This window comes from Geobacter psychrophilus, assembly GCF_056821595.1.
This window is the reverse complement of sequence record NZ_JBXDTU010000004.1, coordinates 796,627-822,612: the sequence shown is the minus strand read 5'-3', so window position 1 is coordinate 822,612 and position 25,986 is coordinate 796,627. Positions and strand designations below refer to the sequence as shown.

General features: G+C 55.3%; 27 protein-coding genes and 1 pseudogene. 12 read left to right on the top strand and 16 right to left on the bottom strand.

Annotation, left to right across the window (positions count from 1 at the left end; all coding sequences use genetic code 11):
* Nucleotides 1-85: 85 nt before the first annotated feature.
* The 5 genes from proC to ACOCF6_RS06010 form a co-directional block, all read right to left on the bottom strand.
* Entirely contained in the window at nucleotides 86-898 is an 813-nt protein-coding gene (gene proC, locus ACOCF6_RS06030; protein WP_482459490.1) for a pyrroline-5-carboxylate reductase, read from the bottom strand.
* Between the two features lie 23 nt (nucleotides 899-921).
* A complete protein-coding gene (locus tag ACOCF6_RS06025; RefSeq protein ID WP_482459489.1) occupies nucleotides 922-1,302 on the bottom strand; it encodes an EamA family transporter in 381 nt (126 codons plus the stop codon).
* Entirely contained in the window at nucleotides 1,296-2,168 is an 873-nt protein-coding gene (gene hpnK / locus ACOCF6_RS06020; RefSeq protein WP_482459488.1) for a hopanoid biosynthesis-associated protein HpnK, read from the bottom strand. Before hpnK ends, ACOCF6_RS06025 begins: the two co-directional genes overlap by 7 nt.
* Before the next feature lie 3 nt (nucleotides 2,169-2,171).
* A complete protein-coding gene (gene hpnJ, locus ACOCF6_RS06015; RefSeq protein WP_482459487.1) occupies nucleotides 2,172-3,602 on the bottom strand; it encodes a hopanoid biosynthesis associated radical SAM protein HpnJ in 1,431 nt (476 codons plus the stop codon).
* A 145-nt stretch (nucleotides 3,603-3,747) separates the two neighbouring features.
* Entirely contained in the window at nucleotides 3,748-4,176 is a 429-nt protein-coding gene (locus ACOCF6_RS06010) for a ComEA family DNA-binding protein (protein WP_482459486.1), read from the bottom strand.
* A gap of 156 nt (nucleotides 4,177-4,332) precedes the next feature.
* Here ACOCF6_RS06010 and ACOCF6_RS06005 point away from each other — a divergent pair, with 156 nt between their 5' ends.
* From ACOCF6_RS06005 to ACOCF6_RS05980, 6 genes are all read left to right on the top strand, one after another.
* Nucleotides 4,333-4,707 carry a hypothetical protein gene (locus tag ACOCF6_RS06005; protein WP_482459485.1) on the top strand — a complete coding sequence of 125 codons (375 nt, stop codon included), beginning with the start codon at nucleotides 4,333-4,335 and terminating at the stop codon, nucleotides 4,705-4,707.
* Between the two features lie 8 nt (nucleotides 4,708-4,715).
* On the top strand, nucleotides 4,716-5,510 hold the full coding sequence (locus ACOCF6_RS06000) for a DUF3108 domain-containing protein (RefSeq protein WP_482459484.1): 795 nt from the start codon (nucleotides 4,716-4,718) through the stop codon (nucleotides 5,508-5,510).
* A gap of 94 nt (nucleotides 5,511-5,604) precedes the next feature.
* Complete coding sequence (locus tag ACOCF6_RS05995) at nucleotides 5,605-6,351, top strand: amino acid ABC transporter ATP-binding protein (RefSeq protein WP_482459483.1); 747 nt, start codon at nucleotides 5,605-5,607, stop codon at nucleotides 6,349-6,351.
* 120 nt (nucleotides 6,352-6,471) lie between these two features.
* Nucleotides 6,472-7,287: an ABC transporter substrate-binding protein gene (locus tag ACOCF6_RS05990; RefSeq protein ID WP_482459482.1), complete on the top strand. Its 816-nt coding sequence runs from the start codon at nucleotides 6,472-6,474 to the stop codon at nucleotides 7,285-7,287.
* 50 nt (nucleotides 7,288-7,337) lie between these two features.
* Entirely contained in the window at nucleotides 7,338-8,045 is a 708-nt protein-coding gene (locus tag ACOCF6_RS05985) for an amino acid ABC transporter permease (protein WP_482459481.1), read from the top strand.
* A 1-nt stretch (nucleotide 8,046) separates the two neighbouring features.
* Nucleotides 8,047-8,745: an amino acid ABC transporter permease gene (locus tag ACOCF6_RS05980; RefSeq protein ID WP_482459480.1), complete on the top strand. Its 699-nt coding sequence runs from the start codon at nucleotides 8,047-8,049 to the stop codon at nucleotides 8,743-8,745.
* Between the two features lie 265 nt (nucleotides 8,746-9,010).
* On the opposite strand, the gene ACOCF6_RS05975 is transcribed toward ACOCF6_RS05980, so the two are convergent.
* From ACOCF6_RS05975 to ACOCF6_RS05955, 5 genes and pseudogenes are all read right to left on the bottom strand, one after another.
* Nucleotides 9,011-9,322 (bottom strand): YajD family HNH nuclease, encoded by a 312-nt coding sequence (locus ACOCF6_RS05975; protein WP_482459479.1) that lies wholly within the window; start codon nucleotides 9,320-9,322, stop codon nucleotides 9,011-9,013.
* A gap of 176 nt (nucleotides 9,323-9,498) precedes the next feature.
* Nucleotides 9,499-10,425 (bottom strand): annotated as a pseudogene (locus tag ACOCF6_RS05970) (lysophospholipid acyltransferase family protein); the annotation flags it as partial.
* 178 nt (nucleotides 10,426-10,603) lie between these two features.
* The gene (locus tag ACOCF6_RS05965) at nucleotides 10,604-11,392 is read right to left on the bottom strand and encodes a PilZ domain-containing protein (protein WP_482459478.1); all 789 of its coding nucleotides are present in this window, start codon (nucleotides 11,390-11,392) and stop codon (nucleotides 10,604-10,606) included.
* Nucleotides 11,393-11,523: 131 nt separating this feature from the next.
* Nucleotides 11,524-12,126 (bottom strand): alpha-ribazole phosphatase, encoded by a 603-nt coding sequence (gene cobC / locus ACOCF6_RS05960; protein ID WP_482459477.1) that lies wholly within the window; start codon nucleotides 12,124-12,126, stop codon nucleotides 11,524-11,526.
* A gap of 118 nt (nucleotides 12,127-12,244) precedes the next feature.
* The gene (locus ACOCF6_RS05955; RefSeq protein WP_482459476.1) at nucleotides 12,245-13,747 is read right to left on the bottom strand and encodes a B12-binding domain-containing radical SAM protein; all 1,503 of its coding nucleotides are present in this window, start codon (nucleotides 13,745-13,747) and stop codon (nucleotides 12,245-12,247) included.
* 362 nt (nucleotides 13,748-14,109) lie between these two features.
* On the opposite strand from ACOCF6_RS05955, the gene ACOCF6_RS05950 reads away from it, so the two are divergent.
* The 4 genes from ACOCF6_RS05950 to ACOCF6_RS05935 all read left to right on the top strand — a co-directional run bounded on the left by ACOCF6_RS05950 (nucleotide 14,110) and on the right by ACOCF6_RS05935 (nucleotide 16,700).
* Nucleotides 14,110-14,463 carry a hypothetical protein gene (locus tag ACOCF6_RS05950; RefSeq protein WP_482459475.1) on the top strand — a complete coding sequence of 118 codons (354 nt, stop codon included), beginning with the start codon at nucleotides 14,110-14,112 and terminating at the stop codon, nucleotides 14,461-14,463.
* A gap of 129 nt (nucleotides 14,464-14,592) precedes the next feature.
* The gene (locus ACOCF6_RS05945) at nucleotides 14,593-15,681 is read left to right on the top strand and encodes an IS5 family transposase (protein WP_482459040.1); all 1,089 of its coding nucleotides are present in this window, start codon (nucleotides 14,593-14,595) and stop codon (nucleotides 15,679-15,681) included.
* A 208-nt stretch (nucleotides 15,682-15,889) separates the two neighbouring features.
* Nucleotides 15,890-16,372, top strand: coding sequence for a DUF4234 domain-containing protein (locus ACOCF6_RS05940; protein ID WP_482459474.1), 483 nt, complete (start codon nucleotides 15,890-15,892; stop codon nucleotides 16,370-16,372).
* 67 nt (nucleotides 16,373-16,439) lie between these two features.
* Nucleotides 16,440-16,700 (top strand): hypothetical protein, encoded by a 261-nt coding sequence (locus ACOCF6_RS05935; protein ID WP_482459473.1) that lies wholly within the window; start codon nucleotides 16,440-16,442, stop codon nucleotides 16,698-16,700.
* 36 nt (nucleotides 16,701-16,736) lie between these two features.
* Here ACOCF6_RS05935 and ACOCF6_RS05930 read toward each other — a convergent pair whose 3' ends face one another.
* A complete protein-coding gene (locus tag ACOCF6_RS05930) occupies nucleotides 16,737-17,246 on the bottom strand; it encodes a hypothetical protein (protein ID WP_482459472.1) in 510 nt (169 codons plus the stop codon).
* 133 nt (nucleotides 17,247-17,379) lie between these two features.
* Here ACOCF6_RS05930 and ACOCF6_RS05925 point away from each other — a divergent pair, with 133 nt between their 5' ends.
* Together ACOCF6_RS05925 and ACOCF6_RS05920 are read left to right on the top strand one after the other, a co-directional pair.
* Entirely contained in the window at nucleotides 17,380-17,610 is a 231-nt protein-coding gene (locus ACOCF6_RS05925) for a hypothetical protein (RefSeq protein ID WP_482459471.1), read from the top strand.
* A 772-nt stretch (nucleotides 17,611-18,382) separates the two neighbouring features.
* Nucleotides 18,383-18,808: a hypothetical protein gene (locus ACOCF6_RS05920; RefSeq protein ID WP_482459470.1), complete on the top strand. Its 426-nt coding sequence runs from the start codon at nucleotides 18,383-18,385 to the stop codon at nucleotides 18,806-18,808.
* 200 nt (nucleotides 18,809-19,008) lie between these two features.
* On the opposite strand, the gene ACOCF6_RS05915 is transcribed toward ACOCF6_RS05920, so the two are convergent.
* The 5 genes from ACOCF6_RS05915 to cobT all read right to left on the bottom strand — a co-directional run bounded on the left by ACOCF6_RS05915 (nucleotide 19,009) and on the right by cobT (nucleotide 25,980).
* Complete coding sequence (locus ACOCF6_RS05915) at nucleotides 19,009-20,532, bottom strand: DUF2284 domain-containing protein (RefSeq protein WP_482459469.1); 1,524 nt, start codon at nucleotides 20,530-20,532, stop codon at nucleotides 19,009-19,011.
* A gap of 199 nt (nucleotides 20,533-20,731) precedes the next feature.
* Complete coding sequence (gene thiC, locus ACOCF6_RS05910; RefSeq protein ID WP_482459468.1) at nucleotides 20,732-22,042, bottom strand: phosphomethylpyrimidine synthase ThiC; 1,311 nt, start codon at nucleotides 22,040-22,042, stop codon at nucleotides 20,732-20,734.
* A 225-nt stretch (nucleotides 22,043-22,267) separates the two neighbouring features.
* Nucleotides 22,268-24,043 carry an aminodeoxychorismate synthase component I gene (gene pabB / locus ACOCF6_RS05905; RefSeq protein ID WP_482459467.1) on the bottom strand — a complete coding sequence of 592 codons (1,776 nt, stop codon included), beginning with the start codon at nucleotides 24,041-24,043 and terminating at the stop codon, nucleotides 22,268-22,270.
* The gene (gene cobS, locus ACOCF6_RS05900) at nucleotides 24,040-24,780 is read right to left on the bottom strand and encodes an adenosylcobinamide-GDP ribazoletransferase (RefSeq protein WP_482459466.1); all 741 of its coding nucleotides are present in this window, start codon (nucleotides 24,778-24,780) and stop codon (nucleotides 24,040-24,042) included. Before cobS ends, pabB begins: the two co-directional genes overlap by 4 nt.
* A gap of 150 nt (nucleotides 24,781-24,930) precedes the next feature.
* A complete protein-coding gene (gene cobT / locus ACOCF6_RS05895; RefSeq protein WP_482459465.1) occupies nucleotides 24,931-25,980 on the bottom strand; it encodes a nicotinate-nucleotide--dimethylbenzimidazole phosphoribosyltransferase in 1,050 nt (349 codons plus the stop codon).
* Nucleotides 25,981-25,986 lie beyond the last annotated feature (6 nt).

Below are 25,986 nucleotides of genomic sequence, written 5' to 3'. Positions count from 1 at the left end.
ATATGGTTGTGATGCATATCGAGCAAACGAAAACAGGGCAGCCGTAGCGGTTGCCCTGTTTTTGTTCCAGCTTGACACGAAAGCGTTATTTACCCGCCAGTTCCCTTGATTTCTGAGTGGCTGCGTCCACGGCATCCATGATCACCCCCCGGAACCGGCCGTTTTCCATGACATGCAGGCCAGCAATGGTGGTTCCGCCGGGAGAGGTGACCTTCTCGCGCAGCAGGGCCGGGTGCTCTCCGTTTTCGTCCAGCATGGTCGCCGCACCGAGAACGGTCTGGACTGCCAGGCGGGTTGCAATCTCCCGGGGCAGGCCGTTTTTTACGCCGGCATCGGAAAGTGCTTCGACGAAGGTGAAGACATAGGCCGGACCACTGCCGGAAAGACCGGTTACGGCGTCCATCTGTTTTTCATCGACCCGCACCACCAGACCTGTCTGGGCAAAGATGGTTTCAACCCGATCGAGATCAAGGGCAGTGGCTTTCCGGCCCGGGCAAATGGCGGTTGCCCCCTTGCCCACCAGGGCCGGGGTATTCGGCATGACGCGAACGACCCGCGTACCGTTTTCCAGGGCCTCTTCGATGGACCCGGTGCGTATGCCGGCCATGATCGATACGATCAGTTTATCGGGGCCCAAGGTCCTTTCAAGGGTTGTCAGGACACTGGTGGACTGCTGCGGCTTGATGGCCAGGATTATGACTTCGCCCCAGGCCGCCGCCTCGGCGCTGTTTTCCACGATCCGAATGCCGGGGTAGGCTGCGGTCAGGTAACTGCGCCGTTCCGCGGATATCTCCGCGATCATCAATGGCACACCGGAGTTTTCGCGGAGCAGCCCCTTGATGATCGCTTCAGCCATATTGCCGCCCCCCAGAAAGGTGATGCGTTTTATGTCAGCCATCCTATGATTCCTCCCGAAATGAATTAGCTGCCGCTACTTTTTGTTATCAATACAACACCGACGCAGACCAGGCTGATACCCGCCCAGCGCATGGGGCTGACATTTTCACCCAGAAACCATTGCGCCAGGAAGGCAACGACGATATAGCTGAGAGCCTGCATGGGGAGCGCGACCGATAGGTCCTCCCAGGAGAGGACAGCCAGCCAGAGGCCGAAATAAACCGCCTGCATGGAGGTCCCAAGAATCAGGCGCCAGTTGGTCAGGGCCTTCAGCACGGTCTCGAATATCTGCCGCAGGTTCATGGCGGAGAGATCGCCGAAGCTTTTCATTCCCTGGGTCAGAAAGATGTCGCCAATTGCGCCGGATGTAATCGCCAGCAGCATGACAACCAGAGTCTTCAACATTTTATGTCTCCACGGTAATTTTGTACGCGTATTCCCAATACTGAGAGTTTCTCACGCACCCTGGGACTGAGGATGGCGGCCAGTTCCTCCGGGTGTTTATAATCCGGCATGCGTCGAGAAATTTCGCTATCCGGCAGGACCCCGGGGTGAAAATAGATTTCAGTCAGCCCTTCCTTCAGACCGTCGAGAATCTGCAGCAGGTACTCTTCGGTCATGCGGCCCGAATTGAGAACACCCTTGACCTCAGCGGCGTAACGGATGCCGAGCCTTTTCAGATAGGGGCGGGCATGATTGGCCAATGCACCGAAGATAATACGTTCAACCGTCTTTCCCATCTGTCGCTGCCGGTCGAAACGCAGATTGTGGCACAATCGTTCGCGCGACAGGCGGAAGCTGGTAATGCCGTAACGCGGCATCAGTTCGGTCAGGAAGGCAAGCACCGTCGGGTGCAGGTGGATGTTGAGATGGCCGTCGATATGGGAAAGTGCAATGCCGCTGTCGACCACCCGCTGGATCTGGGCCTCGATCTCCTGTTTGAGCTGCTTATAAAGGCCCTTGTCGAAAAAATAGCGCATGCCGGTCGCAACCGGGTTATCGCTGAACGCCCCGGCTTTGTTCACCAGGCCCGGTATCTGTGAATGCGGCAGAACCGACTGGCCCTGCAGCAGGGTCAGGTGCAGGCCGACCTGCAGGCCTGGATTGCGTTTGGCAATCTTGACCGCTTCGTTGAAAGCAGTGCCCCCCGGCATAATCGAGGCGCAGGTCAGGATGCCGTCGCACCAGGCCTGTTCGACCGCAATATTGACGCCGCGGGAAAGGCCGAAGTCGTCAGAGGTAATGATGAGTTGTCGTGTCTGTATCGACATTGTTTATTTGCAGTCGGAGCAGGATTCTTTGCGTTTGCGCATATAGGCCAGATACTGCTTGCCTTCCTTGAGCAGCTTCTTGCGCTCGGCGCTGTCCACGATCATTCGGCCGATGCTGCGTAGGATATACTTGGGGCGGAAGTAGAACTTGTCGTAGAATTCCTCTACCGAATTGAAGATCTCGGCATTTGAGAGGTGCGGGTAGTTGATCACGCATTTCTGGTGACCGCCCTCATCCAGGAAACTGTCCGAGCTGATCCAGCCCTGCTCCTTGCACATGGTGTAGAATTCGGTGCCGGGGTAGGGGGAGGCCAGCGAGGCCTGGATCGAGTTGAGATCCATATCCTTGGCAAACTGGATCGTTTCCTGGATGGTTTCCTTGGTTTCACCCGGCAGCCCCATGATAAAGGCGCCGTGGATGGAAAGTCCCAGCTTTTTGCAGTCCTTGGTAAACTTGAGGGCCTGCTCCTTGGTGACACCCTTCTTGATGTTCTTGAGGATCTGGGCATTGCCGCTCTCAAAGCCGACCACTACGTGGCGCAGCCCCGCTTCGCGCATGACCCTGAGGGTCTCGTAGTCTGTATTGGCCCGGGCGTTGATCGTCCAGGAGATGCCCAGCGGCTTGATCAAACGGGCAATTTCCTGGGCATGCTGGCGGTTGGCGCTGAAGGTGTCATCGTCAAAGGAGAGTTCGCGCATCTCGGGGATATTCTCGGTGATCCACTTGATCTCCTCAAAGACATTCTGGGGACTGCGGGTACGCATGCGCTGGCCGGAAAAGGTCTGGGGCCACAGGCAGTAGATGCATTTTGACGGGCAGCCGCGACTGGAATAGATCGAGACGTAAGGGTTCTTGAAATGGGGGATGATATATTCGCTGATCGGCAGGTCGCGCTTGTAGATCGGCGCCACGAAGGGCAGGGCGTCCAGGTCCTCGATCATGGGGCGATCGGGGGTGTGGACAACCTTGTTGTCCTGCATGAAGGTGAGGCCGTCAACCGTACCCCAGGCGCGACCTTCGCAGAGTTCCTTGGTGGAATAGTCGAATTCGCCGCGGCAGATGATGTCGATGGCACCTTTGCCGGCGCGCAGTGATTCCTCCGGCAGGATTGTAACGTGCGGTCCGGTCAGCACGGTTACAATGGCCGGTTTGACCTCCTTTATCCGGCGGGCCGTTTCGATATCGATCATCAGGGTCGGGGTGGAGGTGTACATCACCACCATATCGAAGTCCTTGGCAATTTCCAGGCATTTCTCAAGATCGAATTTCTGCACCGTGGCATCCACCACGCGGCTGCCTTCGATCATGGCGGCAGGAAAGCAGAGCCAGGTCGGATACCAGAAAGAGGTGACTTCGCGTGATGCCTGGTAACGGGCGCCGGCGCCGCCGTCGAAGTCTTCAAAGGTGGGGGGATTCAGAAAAAGCGGTTTCATTGTAACTCCTTAGTGCTGTACGCAAAAGAGTTAATTTATAGATATATGGCTGTAAAGTCAAGGTTTGCGCGCGGAGGCTGTGGTGGGATAGATGCGGAGGCTTCCGGCTGTGGAAGCCTCCGTGGAGGTGGCTCGTGTTGAATAACTATTTTTTCGGCTGGGTCGCGATGATCAGGTCCTTGGTTTTTTCGTAAACCGGGGTTGGCAGGATGTTTCGTGATTTCAGCTGGGCCTTGTTGGCATAGGGGCGGCCGGCTACGATCTTGGCCGCATAGGCGTCACCGATTCCGGGGATGGCTTTCAACTCAGCTTCACTGGCGCTGTTAATGTCAATAACCTTGGCTTTTGCCTGTGCCTTGGTTTTGTCTGCAGCACCTTTGGCATCGGCCTTGGACTTGTCGGCGCCAGCTTTGGCGTCGCTCTTGCCTTTGTCGGCGGTTGCCTTGGCACTGTCAACGTTGGCCTTGGCGGCACCCTTGACATCCGGCACCTTGACCTCGATGGCAAAGGACATGGTTGCTGCAAGCAGAAGTGTTGCGGCGGTCAGGGCAATTCTGGACAGGCTGTTTTTCATGGGATTACCTCCTGAGATGGATTTCTCGGGATTTTTAACAGCTGCCGGCACGCTTGTCAATAACAGCAGTGTCATGCCCAGCGCATTTTTGTTCCATCATTGCGGCGGAATGTGATAAATGAAAGGGGAAATATTACACATGACAGGAGAGCAACAATGAACCAGAAGAAACCTGAAATTACGTTCAAGTACGTGTTTAACTACGGCTATAATCCCAGCTACGTCAACGGGGCTCAGGGCGGTTTCTCGCCACGCGGTGAAATGGTGATCAATTTTTATCTCGAACGTCAGCCGCTGCCCGAATCAATCAGCCACGAAATTACCCCGGAAGGCGCGATCGGCAATGAAACCTCTGTTGAACCCAAGGACCTGGCACAGAGCATGGTGCGTTACATCGATACCGGTGTTGTCATGAGCTACGAGAACGCCCGCGTGTTTCACGCCTGGATGGGAGACAAGCTGCGCGAGGTTGAGGAGTTGAGCAAGGCCCGTTCCGCTTTTGAAAGTGCCCCCGCGGCCGGGCAGGCCTAGGAGGACCCATGGTGAGAAACGGTACGGCAGCGTACAGTCGTTATGCCTGTATCGTGGTTGTTCTGGCCCTGACAGGGGTGCTGTTTACGTCACAATCGGCGTGTGCCTTCCCGATACCGGAGCGTCTGGAATTCGAGATATCCTATGGCGGAATCACAGCCGGAAGGGCGGTCCAGGAAGTCACCCTGGAGGGAAACGAGATACATATCGTTTCCACTGCCAAATCGGCTGATTGGCTGAAACTGTTCTTTCCCGTTGACGATCGCATCGAATCGGTGCTGATCAAGGGGGCCCCGCCGAACTACATCGGGGTACCGAGGCTGTATCGGGAGAGAATCCGCGAAGGGTGGACGCGGTTTGAAAAGGATGCGGTCTTTGACTGTGAACTGCTGAATGTCAATACCAAGGACTTTCTCAATAAGACCGAGACCAGCCATAGCATTACCAGGCGGACCTTCGACACCCTGTCCAGTTTTTACTACTTCCGCACGGTAGCGCTGCAGGTCGGTACCTCGTCGTTCATCGATATCTTTGACTGCAAGAAGCTCTGGAATACCGAGGTGCAGGTGTTGCGGCGGGAGCGGATCAAGACCCCGCTGGGAACCTTTAATACCATCGTGATCAAGCCGCTGCTGAAATCGGCCGGGATTTTTGCCCGTACGGGCGATATGCACATCTGGCTGACCGATGACGAGCGGCGGATGCCGGTGCTGATGAAGTCCAAGGTCAGGATCGGCAGTATTGTCGTCACGCTGGTGGGTGGCAGTTACTGGCCGGGCGGGAATGGGACACAGGGAAAGTGACCGGGCCGTCTCTTGCCCGTATCAAGATTTCCGAGCTGAGAATAATAGTATAACGATACCCCATTACTGGAAACTTTTCCGGCAGGAGCGCGTGATGATCACCTTCAAAGGCGTGCACAAATGGTTCAAGAACCTGCACGTCCTCAACGACATCAACCTGCATGTCACCCCGGGCGAGGTGCTGGTTGTCTGCGGTCCTTCCGGTTCCGGCAAGTCCACCCTGATTCGCACCATCAATCAGCTGGAGCCGATCAACGAAGGCTCCCTGATTGTTGACGGCATGGACCTCTCGGACAAAACGACCGATATCAATAAACTGCGGGCCGAGGTCGGTTTCGTCTTTCAGCAGTTCAATCTGTATCCGCACCTCTCCGTTATCGGCAATATCACCCTGGCACCGACAAAAATCCGTAATGTCCCGAAAAAAGAGGCTGAAGAGCAGGCGATGGTTCTGCTGACCCGCGTCGGGCTTGCGGAAAAGCGCAATGCTTATCCTTCCCAGCTTTCCGGTGGCCAGCAGCAGCGGGTAGCAATTGCGCGTGCCCTGGCGATGAAGCCCCGCATCATGCTGTTCGACGAACCAACGTCGGCCCTCGACCCGGAGATGATCGGCGAGGTCCTGGCGGTTATGAAGGATCTGGCGCTCTCCGGCATGACCATGGTGGTCGTCACGCACGAGATGGGTTTTGCCCGTGAGGTGGCTCACCGGGTGGCCTTCATGGCTGACGGGGTTGTCCTGGAAGTGGCGACGCCCGAAGATTTTTTCTACCGTCCGCAGCATGAACGCGCCCAGCAGTTCCTGCGCCAGTTGTTGACGCCGATGCAGGCAGAACTCCCCTGATTCCGTTGTTTAGTAAGATAGTAAGTTGTTTTCTGCACTTGTTTTTGCAGAAAATAACTTCGTTAACGCACTTATCCTGTTTATCAGGACTACCACACCACCACACAAGGAGGATGCACAATGAAAAAACTGGCAATGCTGTTCATGATCATGGCCCTGGCGACCATTACCGTCAAAGCTGCTCTCGCCGCAGATACCCTGGCCGATGTGAAGAAAAAGGGTGTGCTGGTGGTTGGCTGCAAGGACTCCCTGCCTCCCTTCGGTTACATTGATGAAAAAACCCGCCAGATCGTCGGCTATGACATCGATTTCGTCAACGCCATCGCCAAGCGGATGGGTGTCAAAGTCGAACTGAAACCGGTCACCTCCGCCAGTCGCATGCCGCAGCTGCAGGAAGGGCATATCGACATCATTGCCGCCACCATGACCAAGAACCCGGAACGGGCCAAGGTCATCGACTTCAGCCATACCTATTTCTTCACCGGCCAGAAGTTCATCACCAAAAAAGGAAGCGTCAAGAGCCTGAAGGATCTGGAAGGGAAGCGCATCGGAACCGCCAAGGGCTCCACATCCGAGCAGAACGTCAAGAAGGCTATCCCTTCCGCAACCGTACTGTCATTTGACGACTATCCCCAGGCGTTCCTGGCCCTGCAGCAGGGCAAGGTGGCGGCTGTGACAACCGATGAGGCCATCCTGGCCGGCATCCTGGCCAAGGCCCCCAACAAGGCACAGTTTGAAATCCCGAATATCCAGATTTCCGATGAGCCTTACGGACTCGGCATGCGCAAAGGGGACACGAATTTCGTCAACTTTGTCAACAAGACCATTCTTGAAATGGAAAAGAGCGGCGAAGCGAAAAAAATCTTTGAAAAATGGTTCGGACCGAACACACAGTTTCACCTGAATCGCAATTTCACGATTACCGCGGGCAAGTAAACAATCCGCTGGGGCACCCGCTCCGGGTGCCCCGTTTGGACACCGTTCCCATGCTAAACTATACATTCGACTGGTCGATCATAACCTCCGGCAAATATTTTGACTGGCTATTAGCCGGCCTGCTGACAACTCTCAAGCTGTCGGCCATCTCCATTGTGCTGGCCTTTCTGCTGGGACTGCTGATCGCGGTCATGCGCATGTCTCACAGCCGCCCGGTGCGCTGGATTGCCCACGCCTATCTGGAGTTTTTTCGTAACACCCCGCTGCTGGTGCAGATCTTCTTCTGGTATTTCGGATCCTATAAAATCCTGCCGACGGTCATCAATGACTGGCTGAACAAGACCGGCTTTGAATTCGCCGCTGCCGCCATTGCCCTGACCATCTATACCTCGGCCTTTATTGCCGAAGACATCCGCTCCGGGGTGCTCTCGATCCCGAAGGAGCAGATGGAAGCCGCCCGCAGCGCAGGTTTTTCCTACCTGCGCTCGATGCAGTACATCATCCTGCCGCAGGCGATACGCATCACGATTCCACCGCTGGTCAACCAGTTTCTCAATCTGGCCAAGAACTCCTCCCTGGCCATGACGATCGGCGTCATGGAGATGACCTATCAGGCCCGGCAGGTGGAAAGCTACACCTTCAAGGGATTTGAAGCCTTTACGGCGGCAACGGTGGTGTATCTGGTCCTCTCGATTGTCATCACCTCCCTGGTCAACCTGTACAACGAAAAAGTTCTCAACATCCATAAGGCAGCCTGATATGGAACCGTTCCTCGATTTTTCAGTCATCGGTGACAATTTCACCTACTTCATGATCGGCCGCTTTCCCCACGGCCCGCTGGGAGGGGTCGGACTGACACTGTATCTGGCAGTTGTTTCCTGCATTCTTTCCTTTTTCGGCGGCCTGATTCTGGGGCTTCTCAGCATCTCCCGTTTCCCTCTCGTCCGTTACCCGGCCCTGGCCTTCATCAACCTGGTGCGCGGCATGCCGCTGCTGATGGTGATCTTCTGGATGTATTTTCTCATGCCGGCCCTCTTCGGCAAGATCGCTGAAAACAATACGGTCATCATGGCCCTGACCCTCTTTACCTCGGCCTATATGTCCCGCATCGTCGTGGCCGGCATCGAAGGTATACCCAGGGGGCAGACCGAGGCGGCCCTCTCCACCGGCCTGACATCCTGGCAGGTCATGCTCTACATCGTGCTGCCCCAGGGTTTGCGCAACATGATCCCCTCGTTTGTCAACCAGTTCGTATCGCTGATCAAGGACACCTCGCTGGCCTTCATCGTCGGCGTGTCCGAACTGACCCACGTCGCCACCCAGATCAACAACCGCACCATGGCCTTCCCGACCGAGATCTTCATGTTCATCGCCCTGGTCTACTTTGTTCTCTGCTATGCTTTCACCTCTCTGTCCCGCTGGCTGGAACAGCGCCTGTCCTGGAGCAAGGCGATCTGACCTGATATGTACCTGAATCCGTGACGCCTCCACGCCTTCGCTTGCCCGGAACGCCTAACGTTTGTGCTTTTCAGGTAAGATTGACAGTCCGGCGGAGGGCACCCGGCTCACCAGGCATGTTCCTGTGCCGGCGACGGTCAACTCCGGCATTCCGCGCACTACGTCGTTCCGGGGGCACGGATACAGAATGTAGTCCCTGCATGCAAAACGGCCCTGAAATAGGGCCGTTTTGCATGCAATGGCAATTTAATTGGTGCTTCTCATGTTACGAACTCAGATATTCACCCAGCACCCCCCGGCTGTGTTCGTCATCGTGACAATGGTTGCACAGGTTCTCCCAGTTTGAACCATCGGGCGGATTGTTGTGATGATTGCCGTCCCGGTGGTGGACGGTCAGTAGCTGGATGTTGGCGGCATCAAATTCGCGTCCGCATTTGGCGCAGACCGGACCGTGAATCTTCAATGACTTCGAACGGTAGTTGGAGTTGCTGTCCGTTTCGCCGCGCATCCGTTTGAGGATGGCTGCCGCCTCATCGGCGCTGGGGAGGGTGACGGTACGGGGGCCTCGTGATCTCATGCAGTATTCCCCTTTTCTTGCTCGTTTATCTTCATGTTACACGGGTATGACGCCTGTCCGCAAGGTGTAAAGCCATTTGCCCGGATGCATGCCACTGATCCGTCTTCCCATAACAGCACAGGCGACCGGATGGCCGCCTGTGCTGTGTATCGATAGTCGTTCTCCCTGTCCGCAGATTACTCTGCCAGCGCCTCGCCAGCCCGTTTCCAGCGCCGGTGAACCCAGTACCAGTCGACCGGGTGGCGGGTGATGAAATCTTCAATGACGCTCGAATATTTCTGAACATCGGCGGCAACCGCTTCTTCGGATTTATCACCGGAGAAGGTGAGCTCCGGATAGATGTCGATGATGTGCCGGTCAGCTTCGCGATGGATAAAGGCTGGCACAATTGCGGTTCCCGATTTGCGGGCCAGCAGGACCGGAGCCTTGGATGCCCAGGCCTTGCGACCGAGAAAATCGATCAAAGCACCTTCCTCGGGGAATACCGCCTGATCCACCAGAAGCCCGATGAAACCATTCTTGCGGATCACGGACAGCATGTTCCTGAAAGCGTTGTCCTTGTAAATGATCAGGTTGTCGTAGCGCAGGCGCATCTTTTCGACCATGCGGTTGAGCCAGGGGTTGTTCTGCCGTCTGGCAACGACTGACATGGGTGTGTTGAAGTGCCGGGCCAATGCCAGAGCCGCCAGTTCCCAGTTGCCGCAGTGGCCGGTCAGAATCACCACCCCTTTACCGCGGGCTTTGGCCGCTTCCAGATGCTCCCGCCCGCGGACCTCGATCCGTTCGAGGACCTCGATACCGCGACCATGGTACAAACGACAGGTTTCAACCAGTGACATGCCCAGATGACTGAACATCTCCGAAGCGATTTCCTCCGGCGTCTGGCACGGGAAATTCCAATCCGGTTTTTTTGTCATGGCCGGGAGTGCCAGATGGATGTTTTCAATGGCTGTGGTACGCCGCTTGCGGATCAGGAAGGCGCTCATCCTGCCGATCAGACGGCCGGCCGGTCCGGCAAGGCGCTCGGGCAGGAGTGCAAATGCAAGGGTAAAGAGGTAAAAGACAGCTGCTTGAATGGGCCAGATGATCGTCTTCATAACCTGAAGTTTGAACTCCTGAGATTGATTAGACTGTCATATTTTCAAAAATCGAATCGAATGTCAAGAACGTCATCCGGGCCACGGAGGGCGTTCTTGCAAAGTGAAAAAGGGTGGTATCAGAAACAGGACAGCAGAGAGTAGACAACATGGCGGGACAGCTTCATGATCAACAGCTTCGCAGTTACACCGGTTTCAGGACATCCGTTCCCATTTTGTCCACCAGTACCCAGTTGCGTTTGTAGTCCTGGTAGGTGCCGCCGCTTTCCCGGATCAACTGGCTGAGATGGCTGCTGATGCGTTCCTGGTCGGACTTGAGGATATGTATAAAACGAAATCCGCAGCGCAACCCTTTGCCTTCATGCCGATCCCAGACAGTTTCTGTAAGGGCACAGACCGGCCTGGAATCATCAAGTGCAATAAAAAACATGGAAAACGGCGTTGGTCGGATGGTCGCATCAGCCGTGTACCCGACTCCGCCGACGCTCAGGTTTATCGCCGTCTCCCGCAGAACAAGCCCCGGCAGCACGTGATCCTTGGAGAGTTGATCCCTGACCTGCTTCCACTTTTTTTTGAAAATTCCAAGCGGGAAGTTTCCATGCAGATGGAAGATGCGTGCGGTGATATCAACACGCGGAGCCATGCGGCGCTGGAACATCTCCAGTGCGCCGTGCATGCGGAGCTGAAAAATATTGCCGCTGACGATGCCGGTCAGATCGGCCAGGATCTGGATGCCGCTTCCCAGGGCCTCGCTGGTCAGCTTGTAGGTTGTTTTCCCGGCCTCCTCGTCATGCGGCGCGTGTCCGTCGTGGGAAATCATGAGTTCAAGTGTCTCCAGGCCACAGGTGGTAACGATGCCGCTCAGCGACTCATAGATCTCGCTGTTACGCTCAGCCGACATGTTGACCAGATAGACCCTTTGTCTCGGGCTGAAGTAGCGGCTGTAATCGTTGGTGGAGCTATTTTGGGGCATTTTGGCGGTCCGTGTCACCGGCAGTGCTGTGGAAGTGACGATAGCTGAAGTCTATCAGGATTGCGATACAGGATAGTGTAGCGTACATCTGAGAATAAACCAGTTTATCATTAAAGCTTTCGGACCTGCCGTCACCCGTTCAGCAGCTTCACGGTCACCTTGTCATCGGCGTAATAATCGATGATGTTGTAACAGCCATAGTTCTGCTCGATGTTGAACATTCGTTCCAGCGGTGCTCCGATGGCATTCAGCAGCACGATCCGGTTGACCCCGCCATGTCCCACAACCAGCAGCTCCTGGCCGTTATGCCGCTCGATGATCTCACGGATAACCGGCATGACGCGGGCCTCAACCTCCAGCAGGTTTTCCCCCTGCGGTACCCGGTAGTGCACCAGGTCAGCCAGGCGTGCCTGCCATTCATCCGGCCAGTTTTTCTTGATCTCTTGCCACACCATGCCTTCCCAGGCGCCGATGTTCAGTTCGCGCAGCTCTCTGCGTCTGACCGGTTCGATGCCGAACTGTTCGCAGATTATGTTGGCACCGGTTACGCAGCGGGTCAGGTCGCTCGTGTAGCAGGCCGAGATGGGGGTGTCGGCCAGCCTCTCTTTCAGGTGGTGATACTGTTCAACGCCCAGATCGGTCAGGGCCACGTCGATCTGGCCGTTGTAGCGTTTCTGATCGTGTCCGACCACCTGGCCGTGGCGGATGAGATGGATGCGGGTATGGGGGGTCATGTCTTCAGGTTCTCCCGATAAGCTGAATTGAAATGGGATCATAACCTAGCAGATTTTTCCGAAAATTAAAATAGCCGGCTGGCTCTTTTATAGTGTTTTCCCGGGTCGCAGCAGGTTGTTACCTGAGGATGCTGCGCAGCTGGAGAGTAAATCGCTCCTCCATGCTGCTGAACTGTCGGGGGGGCATGGTGTCGGCGGCAGAACAGAAGGCCCGGAAGGAATCTTTCAGGAGGAGGTTGAGATCATCACGGTTGCAACGCGCCGGGGCATCCGGAGTCACGACGTCGCGGCAGGCCGTACCTGCAGCAGGCCCGACCCGCCGGATGGCGTCCATGCCTGCAAAGTATTCCGCTGCCAGACGCCCCATGGCCGAACAGACCAAGCCGACCCGTTCGTCTCGAAAACTATAGCGGGCCTCGAAAGGCAGATGCGCGTCAACCAGCAGACGTTCCTCCCGTGCGAAGCGTTCCCAGGCCTTCGCGCCGTAGAGGACGATCTGGTTGTGATAGAGCAGGTTGGCGGTCAGGTCGTGGTCAGTCAGCAGCCCCAGCTCATCAAGAAAGCTGTAGTTTTCTTGCAGTTCAGCCAGGGTCGAATCGGGCTCGAACATGATAAAGCCGATCGTGAGCTGAATCCCGCTGCCCTGAACAGTCTGTACCGCCCGTATAACCTGCTGTTTGGTGATGCGCTTGTTGATGCGCCGGAGGACCGCATCGCAACCGGATTCGATGCCGAGAAAGACCGAACTGGCGCCGTAATTGGCCAAGGTCGTCAACAGCCCTTCGCTGATGCTGTCCACCCGGGTCTCGAAGCCGAAGGGGAGACCCAGCCCCTGTGCCAGGCGGCTGATCTCCACAGCCTGCTGTTGTTCGCTCTGCCCCTGTCCGATGAAGGACGGGTCGATGAAATACAGGCTGTCAATGGAGCGCCGGGCCAGGCGGGTCTCCAGCTCCCGTTCCAGTGAGGCGAGCGGGCGTGTCCGCCGCCGGCTGCAGCCGTAGAAGCGGTGGATAAAGCAGAAGCTGCATTCACCATAACAGCCGCGGCTGGCGGCGATGTTCAGGCTGCTGTAGCCGCAGTTGGCGCCGACATCATCCGGGATCGGCAAGCGGCTGAGATCGGAGATCAGCTCGCGCGGCGCGAACGCTTCGTTCTGCAGGGCGATGCCGGGTAGCGCGCTCAGCGTGCCTTTTTCACCGAAGTCCCCCAGCAGATCGGCCAGTGTGTCTTCAAACTCGCCGGCCAGGATGAAGTCCAGTTGCGCTGCGTACTGCAGCAGGCGCTGGAGGGCAAGGGTGGGGAACAGTCCGAAGGCCCCCAGGGGAGCTGGGGTATCCCGGCGCAGCAGCTTCATGATCTCGCGGACGCTCTCTTCATGTCCCCAGGAATAGACCCAGTGGAACAGGATCAGGTCGGCATCTTCCGCCAGGATACGGGCTGCCCTGCCTGCCGCGTCCCCGTGGTCAGCGCTGAGGTCCAGGTAGGCGCTGTCCCATCCGGCCCGGCGTGCGACTGCCAGGGCATAGCCGCTATGCAGGCTGGCCGATAAGGGTGCATTGGCCACGTCGTTGTAATGCTCCATGGTCAGGGGGCGGGGATTTTCGACGATAACGATCTTCATGGGAATGGTTATCCGAAATGCGGGGCAGATTGTCAATAACCGTCTCAGTGCTGAAAGCTGCAATAATGTCTCTACCTGTGACCCAACCGGGGGCTTTGTCTTCCCTCCATCGTAAATTATTAACAAAGCGCCTGAATAAAAACAAACAATGAAATTAGATAGTTAGGTGAGTGTAAAATACTTTTGCACTTGTCTAACATACTGATAACTCTGATTAAATCAGGAAGGTGTAAAGAATCGTTCACATCGCACAATGCTAACTTGCTGAAATTACGCTTGATAGATGATGTTCTATGGGTTAGAGAATATTAGTGTCTTTTTCGACTGTTGCCGGCGCTGAAATTTTTCCGAGGGGTTATTCCATGCTGAAAGATATGAAAGCACATACCCATCTAAAGCCTGGGCAGAAGGGAACCAGACGGCTGGTAGAGCAGTTCGGGGACAAGCTTCTTTGTGTCCGGTATCGCTACGATGAGATACGGCAGGTCAGGATGAAGACGGTCGAGATCATTGTTGATGAAAGGCCGCTAAATCCAAACCTGCAGCATCGTGACAAGGATATGGTTGCGGTAATGGTTCCGTTCGCAATGGTAACCCTACGTGACAGGTTGAAAGCAGCTGGGGGACGATGGGACCCGGATGAAAAGATCTGGCGGGTGCGGTTTGGCGCCATCCGGGATGACACCGAACTGGTTGAGAGAATCATGAAAGAGTAAATGACGACGATTTAGGTCTTGTGTTGCTTATATCAGGTCTTTGAAAAACTCGTTGTATTTACGGTGATTTTGGCACCAATTTATGCTAAGATTTCGCGCATATCTTGCTGATATTTCAGGAGAATAAGTATGCGCGGTTTCGATCTACCATCTGATGCATTGTTCGTTTATCTCTCACCGGAGTCCTTTGTCCCCAAGGATCATCCACTTCGTCCTATCCGACAGATGGTAGATGCTGCACTTGAGAATCTTTCACCGGTGTTCTGCCAGATGTATTCCCATACCGGTCGGCCTTCGATTCCGCCGGAGCGGTTGCTTAAAGCCATGCTGCTTCAGGTTTTGTACTCAATTCCCAGCAACGTCAAACTTGTTGAGCAGATCCACTTCAGTCTTCTGTTCCGCTGGTTCCTCGGGATGGGGCTCGATGAGCCGGTCTGGGATAATTCCAGCTTCACTACGAACCAGGATCGTCTTATTCAGACCGATATTGCCGCCAAGTTCCTTGCGGAAGTGCTTGAGCAGGCCAGGCGCGGCAAGCTGCTATCCAAGGATCATTTCAGTGTTGATGGCACCCTGATCCAGTCATGGGCTTCTCTCAAAAGTTTCAAGCCAAAGAACGACGAGCATGAGCCCCCAAGCGGCAAGAACCCGACTCGTGATTACCAGGGTGAGAAACTGACCAACGATACTCACGCATCCAGCACAGACCCGGAAGCAAGGCTCTACCGCAAAGGTGTCAACCATGAACCCAGGTTGTCGTTTGCCGCCCATCTTTTGACTGAGAACCAGAATGGGCTGGTCATGACGAGTGCTGTTACCATCGCTGATGGCTTTGCCGAGCGTGAAACCGCCAAGGCCATGGTTGCCAAGGTAGCTCCACGAAAGCGACGAATCAGCATAGCGGCCGACAGGAACTACGACACTCGTGGATTCGTCGCAGCCATGCGAGAGTTGAACGTAACGCCTCATGTTACGCAAAACACCACTAAGAAGGGACGTCGTTCATCAATTGATGGCCGCACCACCCGCCACATCAGCTATGCAGCGAGCCAGAAGTTTCGCAAACGCATTGAGGAGGTCTTCGGCTGGCTGAAGACTGTTGGCCTGTTCCGCAAGACTCGCTATCGAGGTATCAAGAAGATCGATTGGCACTTTACCCTGGCAGTAACGGCTTACAACCTGGTCCGAATGCGAAACTTGGGGATCTGTGCCACATAAAGCGGGAGGAAACCGCCCAAAAGGCGAAATCCGGGCCGATTAAGTGGCCAAAATGGCTTCAAAGAGCAATAACATAGTTGAATAAATGAAAAAATGAAGCTGATTCTCTCCGAGAAAACTCAAGTTCAGGATATATCACTTGAATCGGTGAGTTTTTCAAAGACCTGATATACGGAAACCCATGATGTACGAGTTGGGCACCAATAAAATGAGAAAAGAAAAACTACAAAAATTCCCATCAGAAGCCACTTTTGAGGTCGCCAGCGGAGCAATTATTACGTTGGGCATCTACTTGCTTTTTTGGCGACGTAACCACGGAAGAGTAATCAATCAACTTCTGCCTGAAAACCAGATAAGTGAAAAGTGGTATACCACATGCCTTTGGCTAAAAATCGCTATTGTTGCAGTTGCCGTAACTAAAATATTTGTTCCACATCCTGCTGTAAAAATGGTCCTTCAACATTTAGGAAACGTCAGTTGGGTCTTGGAAATCATTTGGAACTTTAAAATCAGAAGCAGAATGAACTTAATTCTTGGAGGCCAATGGAAGACATCATCATGGTACAGCGCTTGTTGGACTCTCATATTTGGTGCTATTTACCTCCAATACAAGCTGAACAGCATCAAGAAGGAAGAAGGCCTGAGTATTGAGCCAGGCAAAAATATCGATTTAGCTCAAAAGGCTGACTGAAAATGCCCAACAAGGCCGGTGGAGCGGTGAAGCCCGCTCACCGCCCACGACGTTGGCCAGGAAGAAGATGATCAAACAGGAAAAATCAAAATATAAACTATCGTGGGAATTCTTTGTCCTCGGAGTTGGTTTTGTGGTCATGGGAATTGTGATGATTGTTCAAGGAATCTCTGCGCAAAAAACCGGAGCTATAATTCCCTCGACAGGTAAATCTGGGCCAATGACAGGGAATGAATCAATTGTCACTGGAGTGGTAGCAATGTTCGCAGGTATCCCGTTTATCGCATATGAAGTCTACAAAATGTATAAACGAAAGTCTGACAGCTAGTTGGCTGAGAATACAGAGGAAACTGATGATAATTCATCATGACAAACCATCATTTTTGAGGTTATTCGGTTTTTCAATATTGGTGGGAATCATAATTGGAGTTTGCTGCATTTGGCTGTTTATTCCGTCAATTGATTCATTTGTCGCTAGCATAGGAGCTGGAGTGGCATTCGCTGTAACAGTGGGTATTATAAGCAGATTTACAAATATACTTAAAAAGTCACACTTTGTTATTGCCACAATAATCGGAGGATGCGCCGGAGGAGGAACGTGGTGGGCTATTGCGAAACCTGAGGTTTCAGTTCTGGTTTCAGTGTTAATCGGCGCAAGCTTTGCGATTGTCTCTTTCTGCTCTGAATCGGAGATCATCTTTCGTGGAAAAAGCAGAGTAAATTGAACAGCCAACAAGGCGGCGGCACACAGTCGGCGCGATAAACCTGCGCCGCTGGTGCGCCACCACACCGTTGGACGACAAAATGAAACTAAATGAATGCTGCAATAGATTTCCAGCGCCGACCACAAGATTTGAAGAAATCGGAATTTCAATCAAAAGGCAGGCAGCTTTGTACAAGTGTAGAAAGTGCGGGAACCTTATCGAGCTGCCAGAAATGGAAAGATCCATAAGACTGCTTTCCGTCACAGAAGCAGCACAATATTACGAAATTAAGTGAGAACTCAAATGGACGCAGCAGATGTCTATGATGCATTAGAAAAACTGGCACAAGAAGTCGTTCCAATAGGCCAAGACCAATCTATTTTTTTATCAGAGATTTCAAAGTACCGCACTGAACGGCCTAAAGATCCCCCAGCAAAAGGATTACTGCATGAACTCAAGCAGATTTCCGACATAGCAATGTACAGGGAAGAACATTCGAGGCTTATCAAGGATATCGTTTTCAATTGGGCGTGAATTACAAACAACAAAAAGCGACGTCCAACCACGTTGGAATTAGAGGCATAAATGGACTACGACTTCAAACTCACTCGACTTCATATGTATAACCAAGAATTAATGTACTCCGATGCTGAGGGTGCTGTTTCAGCAATTGTTGAGGATTCACCTAACGCCAATGAAGGATTATTGGTGTGGGAAAATGATTTTCATGTTCCGGTTGACCGAAGGAAACTCATTTTTGAACGGTTACAAGAATGGGCGAGACTTAATAACAGGAAGGTCACTATCTTTTGGAATAAATGCAGATGTTAATGGAATATCAAAACGGTGATAACAAGGAAAATGGAGAGATTCCAACAAGAAAAATGCACCTGACCTAAAGACCGTCAGGTGATTTTCCGAACCGTTGGGAAAACTGGCAAGGAATGTGTGAAGGAACGTCGTCTCGTGCTCATCAGGAACAAAATGTCACATATTGAGTAAAAAGCAAATTCATGACTAACACCACGATCTGCCCAGAACCTGGTTGGTCAAGCTTTGTGCTTTATAACGATAGGACAATGACATGACATCAAATTCGAATAGATACAGAACTGCTGCTCTTCCTGAAGAGAGTCCGGACACTACTGTAAAATACTTCGGTTGGCGCGTGTATTACTCGCTGATACAGATCAGATTGACAGCTACAGATCTATAATTTGAATTCGATAATTCAAAATATACTTGGAACGAGGTGCTGGCTTGCTATAAAACGACCTTCCTCGTAAATTTTCTGGAAAAGATTGTTGTGATAACGACCGATGGCCGCTATTTTACAATTAAAGGATCGATAGCAGAAATACTAATGAATACCAGAGGGTATAAGACGACTACCAATACAGGTGGAACGGCATTTAATGAATTGTTTGCTAAGTTTCATGACTCGGCCATGATCAAGTCCATTGATAACCCGCTACAAATATGTAACACGGGTGTATTCGCGCAGACACTCATGTATATAGCTTTATTACTTATAAACATGTTTCGTCAAGGTTCTGACCCGATAAGTACAGTGATTTTACTCATGTTAATTGCGTTATCTACTTATGAACTATACTGCATACTAAAACTGAAAAAGCAAGTAAGCGGTCTTTGTAGGTTATATGCATCCAGTAAGATGGACAAAAACCTGGGGGCACTTATTGAGCGGGAAAAAACTGGTGAGAGTCCATAGTTTTCCTAGTATTAAGCCTAGGAATTGCGGTGAGCATCAAAGATATTTCTCAAAGTTGCTATATTAAAAATCCTGGTTGTGCGAAACCTGCCTCCCTTAGATACGCTTCTGGCAGAAGAATGCCCGATTGAAATTGAGCTGTTCGAGGACTCATCTTCATCTGTTGTAGCAATCCCGGCAAACGTTTCGTATTGATGGGATCAATCCACCAACAGCAGCCCGATATACTGAACAAAATCATCACTGCTGCGCAACGGGGCGACCGGGATGCCGCAGCGTTCCGCTAGGGCAAAGACGTCGCAGCCGCAGGACTCCAGCGACGGCCGGCGTTTCTCCGGATGGCTGCATTGATCCGGTGGGCACTCCTCACACCAGCAGCAGGGACCTCCACTGAAAACCAGCGCCTTTTTGAATCCTCCCAGAAAAGCCTCCTTCTCCAATGCCAGCAGATGCTCCTGAAAATCCCTGAGCGGCGGTTGTCCTGCCACCAGCAGGGCCCGTGAATAGCACCCCAGCAGCTCCTCGAAACCGGCCTGGTCCAGAGAGTGGGGCGGACAGCTCCAGCGTTTGCCGAAGCGGGAGCAGCCGTAGGCGCATTTGGCCCTGACCCAGGCCTCGGAGCGAATGATGGCCGGGTCAAGCTCGACAGCGGCAAAGAAACCGTGGGAGCGGGCGTGGCTTTTCAGGCCAACGAGTGATGAGGCGCCCGGATAGGGGCTGCTGCGGCTGGCGACCAGGGCCAGGGAGGAGGAGGGGAGTTCAATGAGCGTGGTATGGGCGAAACCGGAATCCTGCAGCAGGGTGGTGGTTTCGGCGGTGGTATAGCTGCGCCCGTTCCAGGTGTTGACCAGCATGTGGAGGTCGTACAGGTCACCGACACTGTTGGCGTCGCGGAAAAAATCGTGAACAATCAGCAGGCCGTCCGCCGTCAGCAGTTCCCCGGCCTGGAGCAAGAGGGCCCGGTTTTCGTCCGGGCCGTAGCAGTGGCAGATGTTGGACAGCAGCACCAGATCGGCATGAGCCTGATAAGCGGACACCAGCCCGGACAGCTCTTGTTCGTCCAGGATGTTGCAGGGATACAGGCGCAGGTTATCCGGAACAGGCCCGGCCGCCAGCCTGTTGCAGACGTCCGGCAGGTCGCAGGCCACCCCGTGCCACTGGGGATGACGTGCCATAAACTCGCGCAGATAGGTGCCGTCACCGGCGCCGATGTCGATGATCGTGCCGTGCTCCGGCAACCCGGTGACGGCTTCCCACAACTCGCGGGAGCGGACGATCGCCGCCTCGCTCATGGCCTGCTGATAAAGCTGCAGCCGCTCCCGGTATTCATCGGGGGCCTGCTCGCGGATCAACGCTCCCTGTCCCTCTCCCAGTACGGTGCCCAGTTGGCGCCAGTTCTCCATCAGGATCGGCTCGAACTCCAACACATGACGCTGACACGTGGCACTTGAGCGGCTCAGATAGCTCCTGCTGAAGCGTGACAGGTAGAGCCGTCCGTCATAGTGCTCCAACAGCCCGACACTCACCAGCAGGTCGATGAAGCGTCGTCCCTCCGCGGGTTGCAGCGCTGCGGCAGCCAGCAATTCCTCGACAGTTCGCTCCCCATCCTCCAGCAGGTCGATGACGCCTGATCGGAGCGCCTCGCTCAGGACAAAGAACATGCGGTAGCCACCCGTCAAGTCGCAGAAGGTACGGTAGGAGTTGTCAGAGGGGAGGATCTTCATGGTTGTCCTGTCAGTTCTTTAAAAGCGTCTTACCACGAAGACACAAAGTTCAAGAAGTAAAACAAAGAATATTTACAGATGGGTGAGTTTAATTCCCAGTTTTCAGATCTCACCATATTGATGAATACAGTCTGCTGAATATCTTCATGAATCCTTTGTGCTCTTCGTGTCTTCGTGGTAAATAACTGTTTTGTTGACGTTAAATCTTGTCGCCCTTCAGATCACAGCTGAACAGTTTGCCTGCCCCGCGCGAGGCGCAGAAATCGCCGCACATGGTGCAGGTGTCCTCGTCCTCCGGGGTACGGCTGGCGCGGATGGCGCGGGCGTCCTCCGGGTAGAGTGCCAACTGGAACTGCTTCTCCCAGTTCAGGTCGCGGCGGGCTTTGGACATCTCCTTGTCGCGCTCACGTCCCTTTTCCGGGTACTTGTTCATGTCGCCGATGTAGGCGGCGATCTTGGCTGCCTTGACCCCCATGCGCACATCCTCCTCGTTGGGCAGGGCCAGGTGCTCGGCCGGGGTGATGTAGCAGATCAGGTCAGCCCCGAAGCGGCTGGACTGTGCTGCACCGATGGCGGCGGTGATGTGGTCGAAGCCGGGGGCCACGTCGGTGGTGATCGGTCCCAGCATGTAGTAAGGCGCCCCGCCGCTCATGCGCTTCTGCAGCTGGATATTGCCCTCGATCTCGTCCAGGGGCACATGTCCCGGACCTTCCACCAGCATCTGACAGCCCATGTCGCGGCCGATCTCGGCCAGCTCGCAGTTGAAGAGCAGCTCCTGGATCTGGGCCCGGTCCGAGGAGTCGTGGATTGCCCCGGCCCTGAGGCCGTTGCCCAGGGAGAGCACGGTGTCGTATTTCTTGAGGATCGAGACCACCCGGTCGAACTTCTCGTACAGCGGGTTTTCCTTGTTGTTGGCGATCATCCAGGCCACCATGGAGACGCCGCCTTTGCTCACCAGGCCGCCATAGCGGTAGCCCTGCTTGCGCAGGCGTTCGACGGTACAGAGGTTGATGCCGCAGTGCACCGCCATGAAGGCCATGCCGTCGGCGCACTGCTGCTCGATCAGGTCGAAGAGCAGCTCCTCGTCCAGCTTGTTGGGGTCGCCGTACTTGCGGGCCGCCTCGCAGAAGGCCTGGTAGAGCGGCACGTTGCCTACCGGCAGATCCACGGCGGCGATGACTTCGCGCCGTACCCGGTCCAGGTCGCCCCCCACGGAAAGCTCCATCAGGGTGTCGGCCCCCGCTTCCTGGGCTGCCAGCGCCTTGCGGACCTCGGCCCCGTAGTCAACGATGTCGGATGAGGTGCCGATGGAGGCGTTGACCTTGGTGGAGAGTCCCTTGCCGATGCCGGCGATGCGGGACGGTTTGCGAACGTGGTTCCAGGGGATGACGATCTTCCCTTCGGCGACCATGCGACGGATGTACTCAACCTCCAGTTGCTCGTTAGCGGCAACGGTCTGCATCTGGGGGGTGATGATGCCCTGGCGGGCGGATTCGATCTGGGTCAGCATGTAATTCTCCTTGAGTGATTATTTTGTAAAAACGGAAATCCAGGCATTGCTCACGCGACGACGCAACGAGAGGCTTTTAATCAAAAATATTAATTCTTTTATTCTTTGATTCTTGGTTCCTGATTCTCAGTTCACGGTTTTCGTCGCGTCGTCGCGTCGTTGCGTCGTTGCGTCGTTGCGTGAAACATGTTTTTGTTGTTCCAGCTTGTTAAGTCAGGTTGCAAACTATGCAATAACGCATTTCCGCCAGCCGCGCACCGAGTTGACCAGCCAGATCGTAGCGGCTGCCTGCAGATCATCCAGGGTCAGCACCGCCTCGCGGACCGCGCCGACCTCCAGCAGTTCCGCACGCAGCACCCCCGGTAGTAGTCCGCACTCCAGTGCCGGTGTCAGCAGCTCTCCGCCCAGGGCGCAGACGATGGTGTTGTAGCTCCCTTCGGTGATCTCGTCGCGCTCGTTGAGAAAAATGACATCGTAACACCCAGGGTGTGCCCGGAGCTGGTTGTCATATAACTCACGGCGGGTCGTCTTGTGGTACAGGAACGGATCGGCCGATGCCACCCGTCTTTCCGATACCGCGATCACTGCCGGTGGCTGGGCCTGCCCAGCTGCAGTCAACGGCTGGGATTCCACGGACGCGCTTCCGTTGGAGTCGAGCAGGACACGTACCTTGTGGCAGCCGCTCAGTTCTTGCCCCAGGTCCTGAAGCTGTCTGCGCAGGGTATCGATGTCAAGGCTGCAGCCGAAATAGGCGGCTGATCCGGCCAGGCGCTGCAGGTGTCGCTCCAGCAGCAGGTAGCCCTGCGAGTCGAAACGCAGCGACTCGATCAGGCTGAATGTGTCGCTGTCTCTGGTCAGAAATGCGGCTTTATCGAGACACTCCTTGAGTTCGTCGGCTCCGTCCGAATCCCAGGTAATGCCGCTGCCGATGCCCAGTTCCCCGCAGCCGGTAGTGGTTTCGATCACCGCTGTCCGGATGGCCACGCTGAAGACCGCTTCCCGTCCGGGCGAGACATAGCCGATGGCACCGCAGTACACACCGCGCGGCTGCCCTTCCAGTTCCCTGATGATCTCCATGCTGCGGCGCTTGGGGGCACCGGTGACCGAACCGCAGGGGAACAGCGCCCGGAAGATATCGGTCAGTCCGATCTCCGCTCTGACCCTGGCGGTGACGGTGGAGGTCATCTGGTGCACGGTCGGGTAGGTCTCCACATCAAAAAGTGATTCTGTCAGGACGCTGCCGATTTCGGCGATCCGGCCCAGATCATTGCGCACCAGGTCTACGATCATCAGGTTTTCGGCCCGGTCCTTGGCGCTGGCCGCCAGCCACCCGCGTTGCCGCAGATCCGCGTCTGTTCGCGGTCTGCGCGGGGCGGTGCCTTTCATCGGCTTCATCGTTACCTGCTTATTCTTCAGAGAGAAAAACAGCTCCGGTGAGGCCGAGAGGATCCGGTGTGAACCGATGTCGAGCCAGGCACAGTATGGCGCCTGCTGGTTCCGGCACATCCGGCGGTAGAGTGCAAAGGGATCGCCGCTGATGCAGAAGTGCTGCCGGGTCGTAAAGTTCACCTGATAGGTTTCGCCGCGGGCGATGGCAGCGCGGATGCTGCCCACCGCGTTCAGGTAGTCGGTTTCGCTGATGGTAAGTTCGGCTGGCGAAACAGTGCATGCGCTGGCCGCAGGCTCGTTCGTGTCAGCGCTGCAGTCGCTGCGCTCGCCAAAGATTCCGAACCAGACCAGCGGCAGTTCGGACTTCCCGCTGACCGGCAGATCAGGGTTCAGCCCGGAAGCGGCTTCGTAGGAAACGAAGCCGGCGGCATGTCTGCCACGGGCCACAGCCCGTTCAACCTCGGCCAGTGCATCGGCAACCTGATCAGGATGGTCTGCCCGGATGACGGTCTCCCGGCTGCTGAAACGGTACGACCGGGAGTGTGCACCGACGGCGAAGGACTCCAGCAGCACGTCCGCCTGATCCGGACATGTGTGATACGACCTGCTCACTGCTGATACCCGGCAGAAAATACGATCAGGGCGACTATTTCAGCGATTTCGCTGATACAGCCGATGATGTCGCCGGTCAGGCCGCCCAGGCGACACTGGAAGTAGCCCTTGATAATCAGTGTGACGGCAAAGACGGCGGTCAGTGCGATCATCCCCTTGAGCGGCAGCAGTAACAGGCAGGCCGCAATGGTGATGCCCAGCCCCATGAATAGGTGCCGGGTCGCCATGCCCTGGATGATGACCGCGCCGAGACCCTCCTGACGGGCGTGTTTCGCCCCGCCTAACGCCAGCACCTGGGCGCAGCGTCCCAGGATTGGAAAGAGCAGCAGCGCCTGCCAGGTGATCCCGGCCGGGACCGCCAGCAACGCCTGCCATTTCAGCAACAGGCCCAGCACCAATGCAACTGCTCCGACCGCTCCCACATGGGAGTCCTTCATGATCGCCAGAAAGCGCTCCCGATTCCCCCGGGCCGCCAGGCCGTCGCAGACATCGGCCAGTCCGTCCAGATGCAGCGCGCCGGTGATCGCTGCCAGGGCCGTGACCAGCAGGGCTGCCGTCAGCGAGCGGTTCAGCCAGGGGGCAAGCAGCCAGTTTAGGCCGACCAGCAGGCCGCCTATCGTCAGGCCGAGCAGCGGAAAACAGGCCGTGGCCCGGCCCAGGTCCTCCTTCTGGCAGCGGGTGTCAAAGGGGAGCGGGATGATGGTCAGGAACTGTAGGGCGATGAGATAGAGGCGCATAGAGTCAGAACCCGGTCCACGAAAGACACGAACGTTCACGAACAAAAGGCAACATTTTGATCAGGTTGTCGATCGACACCCATTGAATAAATTTTTGTCTTTGACTGATTTCGTGTTTTTTCGTGTAGTTCGTGGACAAAATAATGACCATCAGTGCGTTACCCCGGCCTCGTCAAAGGTTGCCATCTCCTTCAATACCTTCACGCCCGCATCGATCAGCCCCATGGCCAGGGCCGCGCCGGTGCCTTCTCCCAAGCGGAAGTCAAGGTCCAGGATCGGACGGGCACTCATGCGCTCCAGCATGAAGCGGTGGCCGATCTCCACCGACTGGTGGGCGGCAAAGATGTAGTCGCGCACATGGGGATGCAGTTCGGAGGCGATCAGGGCACCGGCGGTGGAGATGAAGCCGTCGATGACCACCGGGATCGAGTTGGCGGCACAGCCCAACACCAGTCCGGCAATAGCGGCAATCTCCAATCCTCCCACTTTTGTCAATACGTCCAGCGGGTCCTTCCCGTCCGGTTTGTTCAGTGCCAGTCCCTGCTCGATGACGCCGATTTTGTGCTCCAGGGCCGCGTCGTTGATGCCGGTGCCGCGGTGGGTCAGTTCCCGTACGGTCAAACCCGAGATGGCGGCGATGATGGCCGAGGAGGGGGATGTGTTACCAATGCCCATTTCGCCGGTGCCGACCAGGCCCACGCCTTCGGCTTTGCAGCCGTCGGCCAGATCGATGCCGACCTGCAGGGCGGCCAGGCACTCTGTTTTGGTCATGGCCGGCCCCTTGGCGAAGTTGCGGGTGCCGCGGGCAACCTTGCGGTGGATCATGCCGGGAGCATTTTCAAAATCATGGTCAACACCCACATCCACGACGCGCACCTCAGCCCCGACATGTAGGGCCAGTACATTGACCCCGGCACCTCCGGCCAGGAAGTTGAAGACCATCTGGGTTGTGACTTCCCTGGGATAGAGCGAAACACCTTCCTCAACGATGCCATGGTCGCCGGCAAAGGTGAAAACGACCTTCCTGGATGTGTCCGGTTCGCACGATCCACTGATGGCAACGACGCGGCGGGCGAATTCTTCCAGCCGGCCCAGGGATCCGGGCGGTTTGGTTTTGTTGTCCAGCCGGGCCTGGGCCTGGGTCAGCAGTTCCGGGTTGACCGGTTTGATGCGGGCAAGGGTGGTTTGTACGATATCCATGTCAGA

Excerpts from the sequence above, each read along its gene's own strand:
- proC (WP_482459490.1), bottom strand. The coding sequence starts at position 898 with ATGGCTGACATAAAACGCATCACCTTTCTGGGGGGCGGCAATATGGCT.
- hpnJ (WP_482459487.1), bottom strand. The coding sequence starts at position 3,602 with ATGAAACCGCTTTTTCTGAATCCCCCCACCTTTGAAGACTTCGACGGC.
- ACOCF6_RS06025 (WP_482459489.1), bottom strand. The coding sequence starts at position 1,302 with ATGTTGAAGACTCTGGTTGTCATGCTGCTGGCGATTACATCCGGCGCA.
- cobS (WP_482459466.1), bottom strand. The coding sequence starts at position 24,780 with ATGCGCCTCTATCTCATCGCCCTACAGTTCCTGACCATCATCCCGCTC.
- ACOCF6_RS06010 (WP_482459486.1), bottom strand. The coding sequence starts at position 4,176 with ATGAAAAACAGCCTGTCCAGAATTGCCCTGACCGCCGCAACACTTCTG.
- ACOCF6_RS05985 (WP_482459481.1), top strand. The coding sequence starts at position 7,338 with ATGCTAAACTATACATTCGACTGGTCGATCATAACCTCCGGCAAATAT.
- ACOCF6_RS05990 (WP_482459482.1), top strand. The coding sequence starts at position 6,472 with ATGAAAAAACTGGCAATGCTGTTCATGATCATGGCCCTGGCGACCATT.
- cobC (WP_482459477.1), bottom strand. The coding sequence starts at position 12,126 with ATGACCCCCCATACCCGCATCCATCTCATCCGCCACGGCCAGGTGGTC.
- ACOCF6_RS06000 (WP_482459484.1), top strand. The coding sequence starts at position 4,716 with ATGGTGAGAAACGGTACGGCAGCGTACAGTCGTTATGCCTGTATCGTG.
- ACOCF6_RS05915 (WP_482459469.1), bottom strand. The coding sequence starts at position 20,532 with ATGAAGATCCTCCCCTCTGACAACTCCTACCGTACCTTCTGCGACTTG.
- cobT (WP_482459465.1), bottom strand. The coding sequence starts at position 25,980 with ATGGATATCGTACAAACCACCCTTGCCCGCATCAAACCGGTCAACCCG.
- ACOCF6_RS05995 (WP_482459483.1), top strand. The coding sequence starts at position 5,605 with ATGATCACCTTCAAAGGCGTGCACAAATGGTTCAAGAACCTGCACGTC.
- thiC (WP_482459468.1), bottom strand. The coding sequence starts at position 22,042 with ATGCTGACCCAGATCGAATCCGCCCGCCAGGGCATCATCACCCCCCAG.
- ACOCF6_RS05955 (WP_482459476.1), bottom strand. The coding sequence starts at position 13,747 with ATGAAGATCGTTATCGTCGAAAATCCCCGCCCCCTGACCATGGAGCAT.
- ACOCF6_RS05965 (WP_482459478.1), bottom strand. The coding sequence starts at position 11,392 with ATGCCCCAAAATAGCTCCACCAACGATTACAGCCGCTACTTCAGCCCG.
- ACOCF6_RS05940 (WP_482459474.1), top strand. The coding sequence starts at position 15,890 with ATGAGAAAAGAAAAACTACAAAAATTCCCATCAGAAGCCACTTTTGAG.
- ACOCF6_RS05925 (WP_482459471.1), top strand. The coding sequence starts at position 17,380 with ATGGACGCAGCAGATGTCTATGATGCATTAGAAAAACTGGCACAAGAA.
- ACOCF6_RS05945 (WP_482459040.1), top strand. The coding sequence starts at position 14,593 with ATGCGCGGTTTCGATCTACCATCTGATGCATTGTTCGTTTATCTCTCA.
- ACOCF6_RS05975 (WP_482459479.1), bottom strand. The coding sequence starts at position 9,322 with ATGAGATCACGAGGCCCCCGTACCGTCACCCTCCCCAGCGCCGATGAG.
- hpnK (WP_482459488.1), bottom strand. The coding sequence starts at position 2,168 with ATGTCGATACAGACACGACAACTCATCATTACCTCTGACGACTTCGGC.
- ACOCF6_RS05980 (WP_482459480.1), top strand. The coding sequence starts at position 8,047 with ATGGAACCGTTCCTCGATTTTTCAGTCATCGGTGACAATTTCACCTAC.
- ACOCF6_RS05950 (WP_482459475.1), top strand. The coding sequence starts at position 14,110 with ATGCTGAAAGATATGAAAGCACATACCCATCTAAAGCCTGGGCAGAAG.
- ACOCF6_RS05935 (WP_482459473.1), top strand. The coding sequence starts at position 16,440 with ATGATCAAACAGGAAAAATCAAAATATAAACTATCGTGGGAATTCTTT.
- ACOCF6_RS06005 (WP_482459485.1), top strand. The coding sequence starts at position 4,333 with ATGAACCAGAAGAAACCTGAAATTACGTTCAAGTACGTGTTTAACTAC.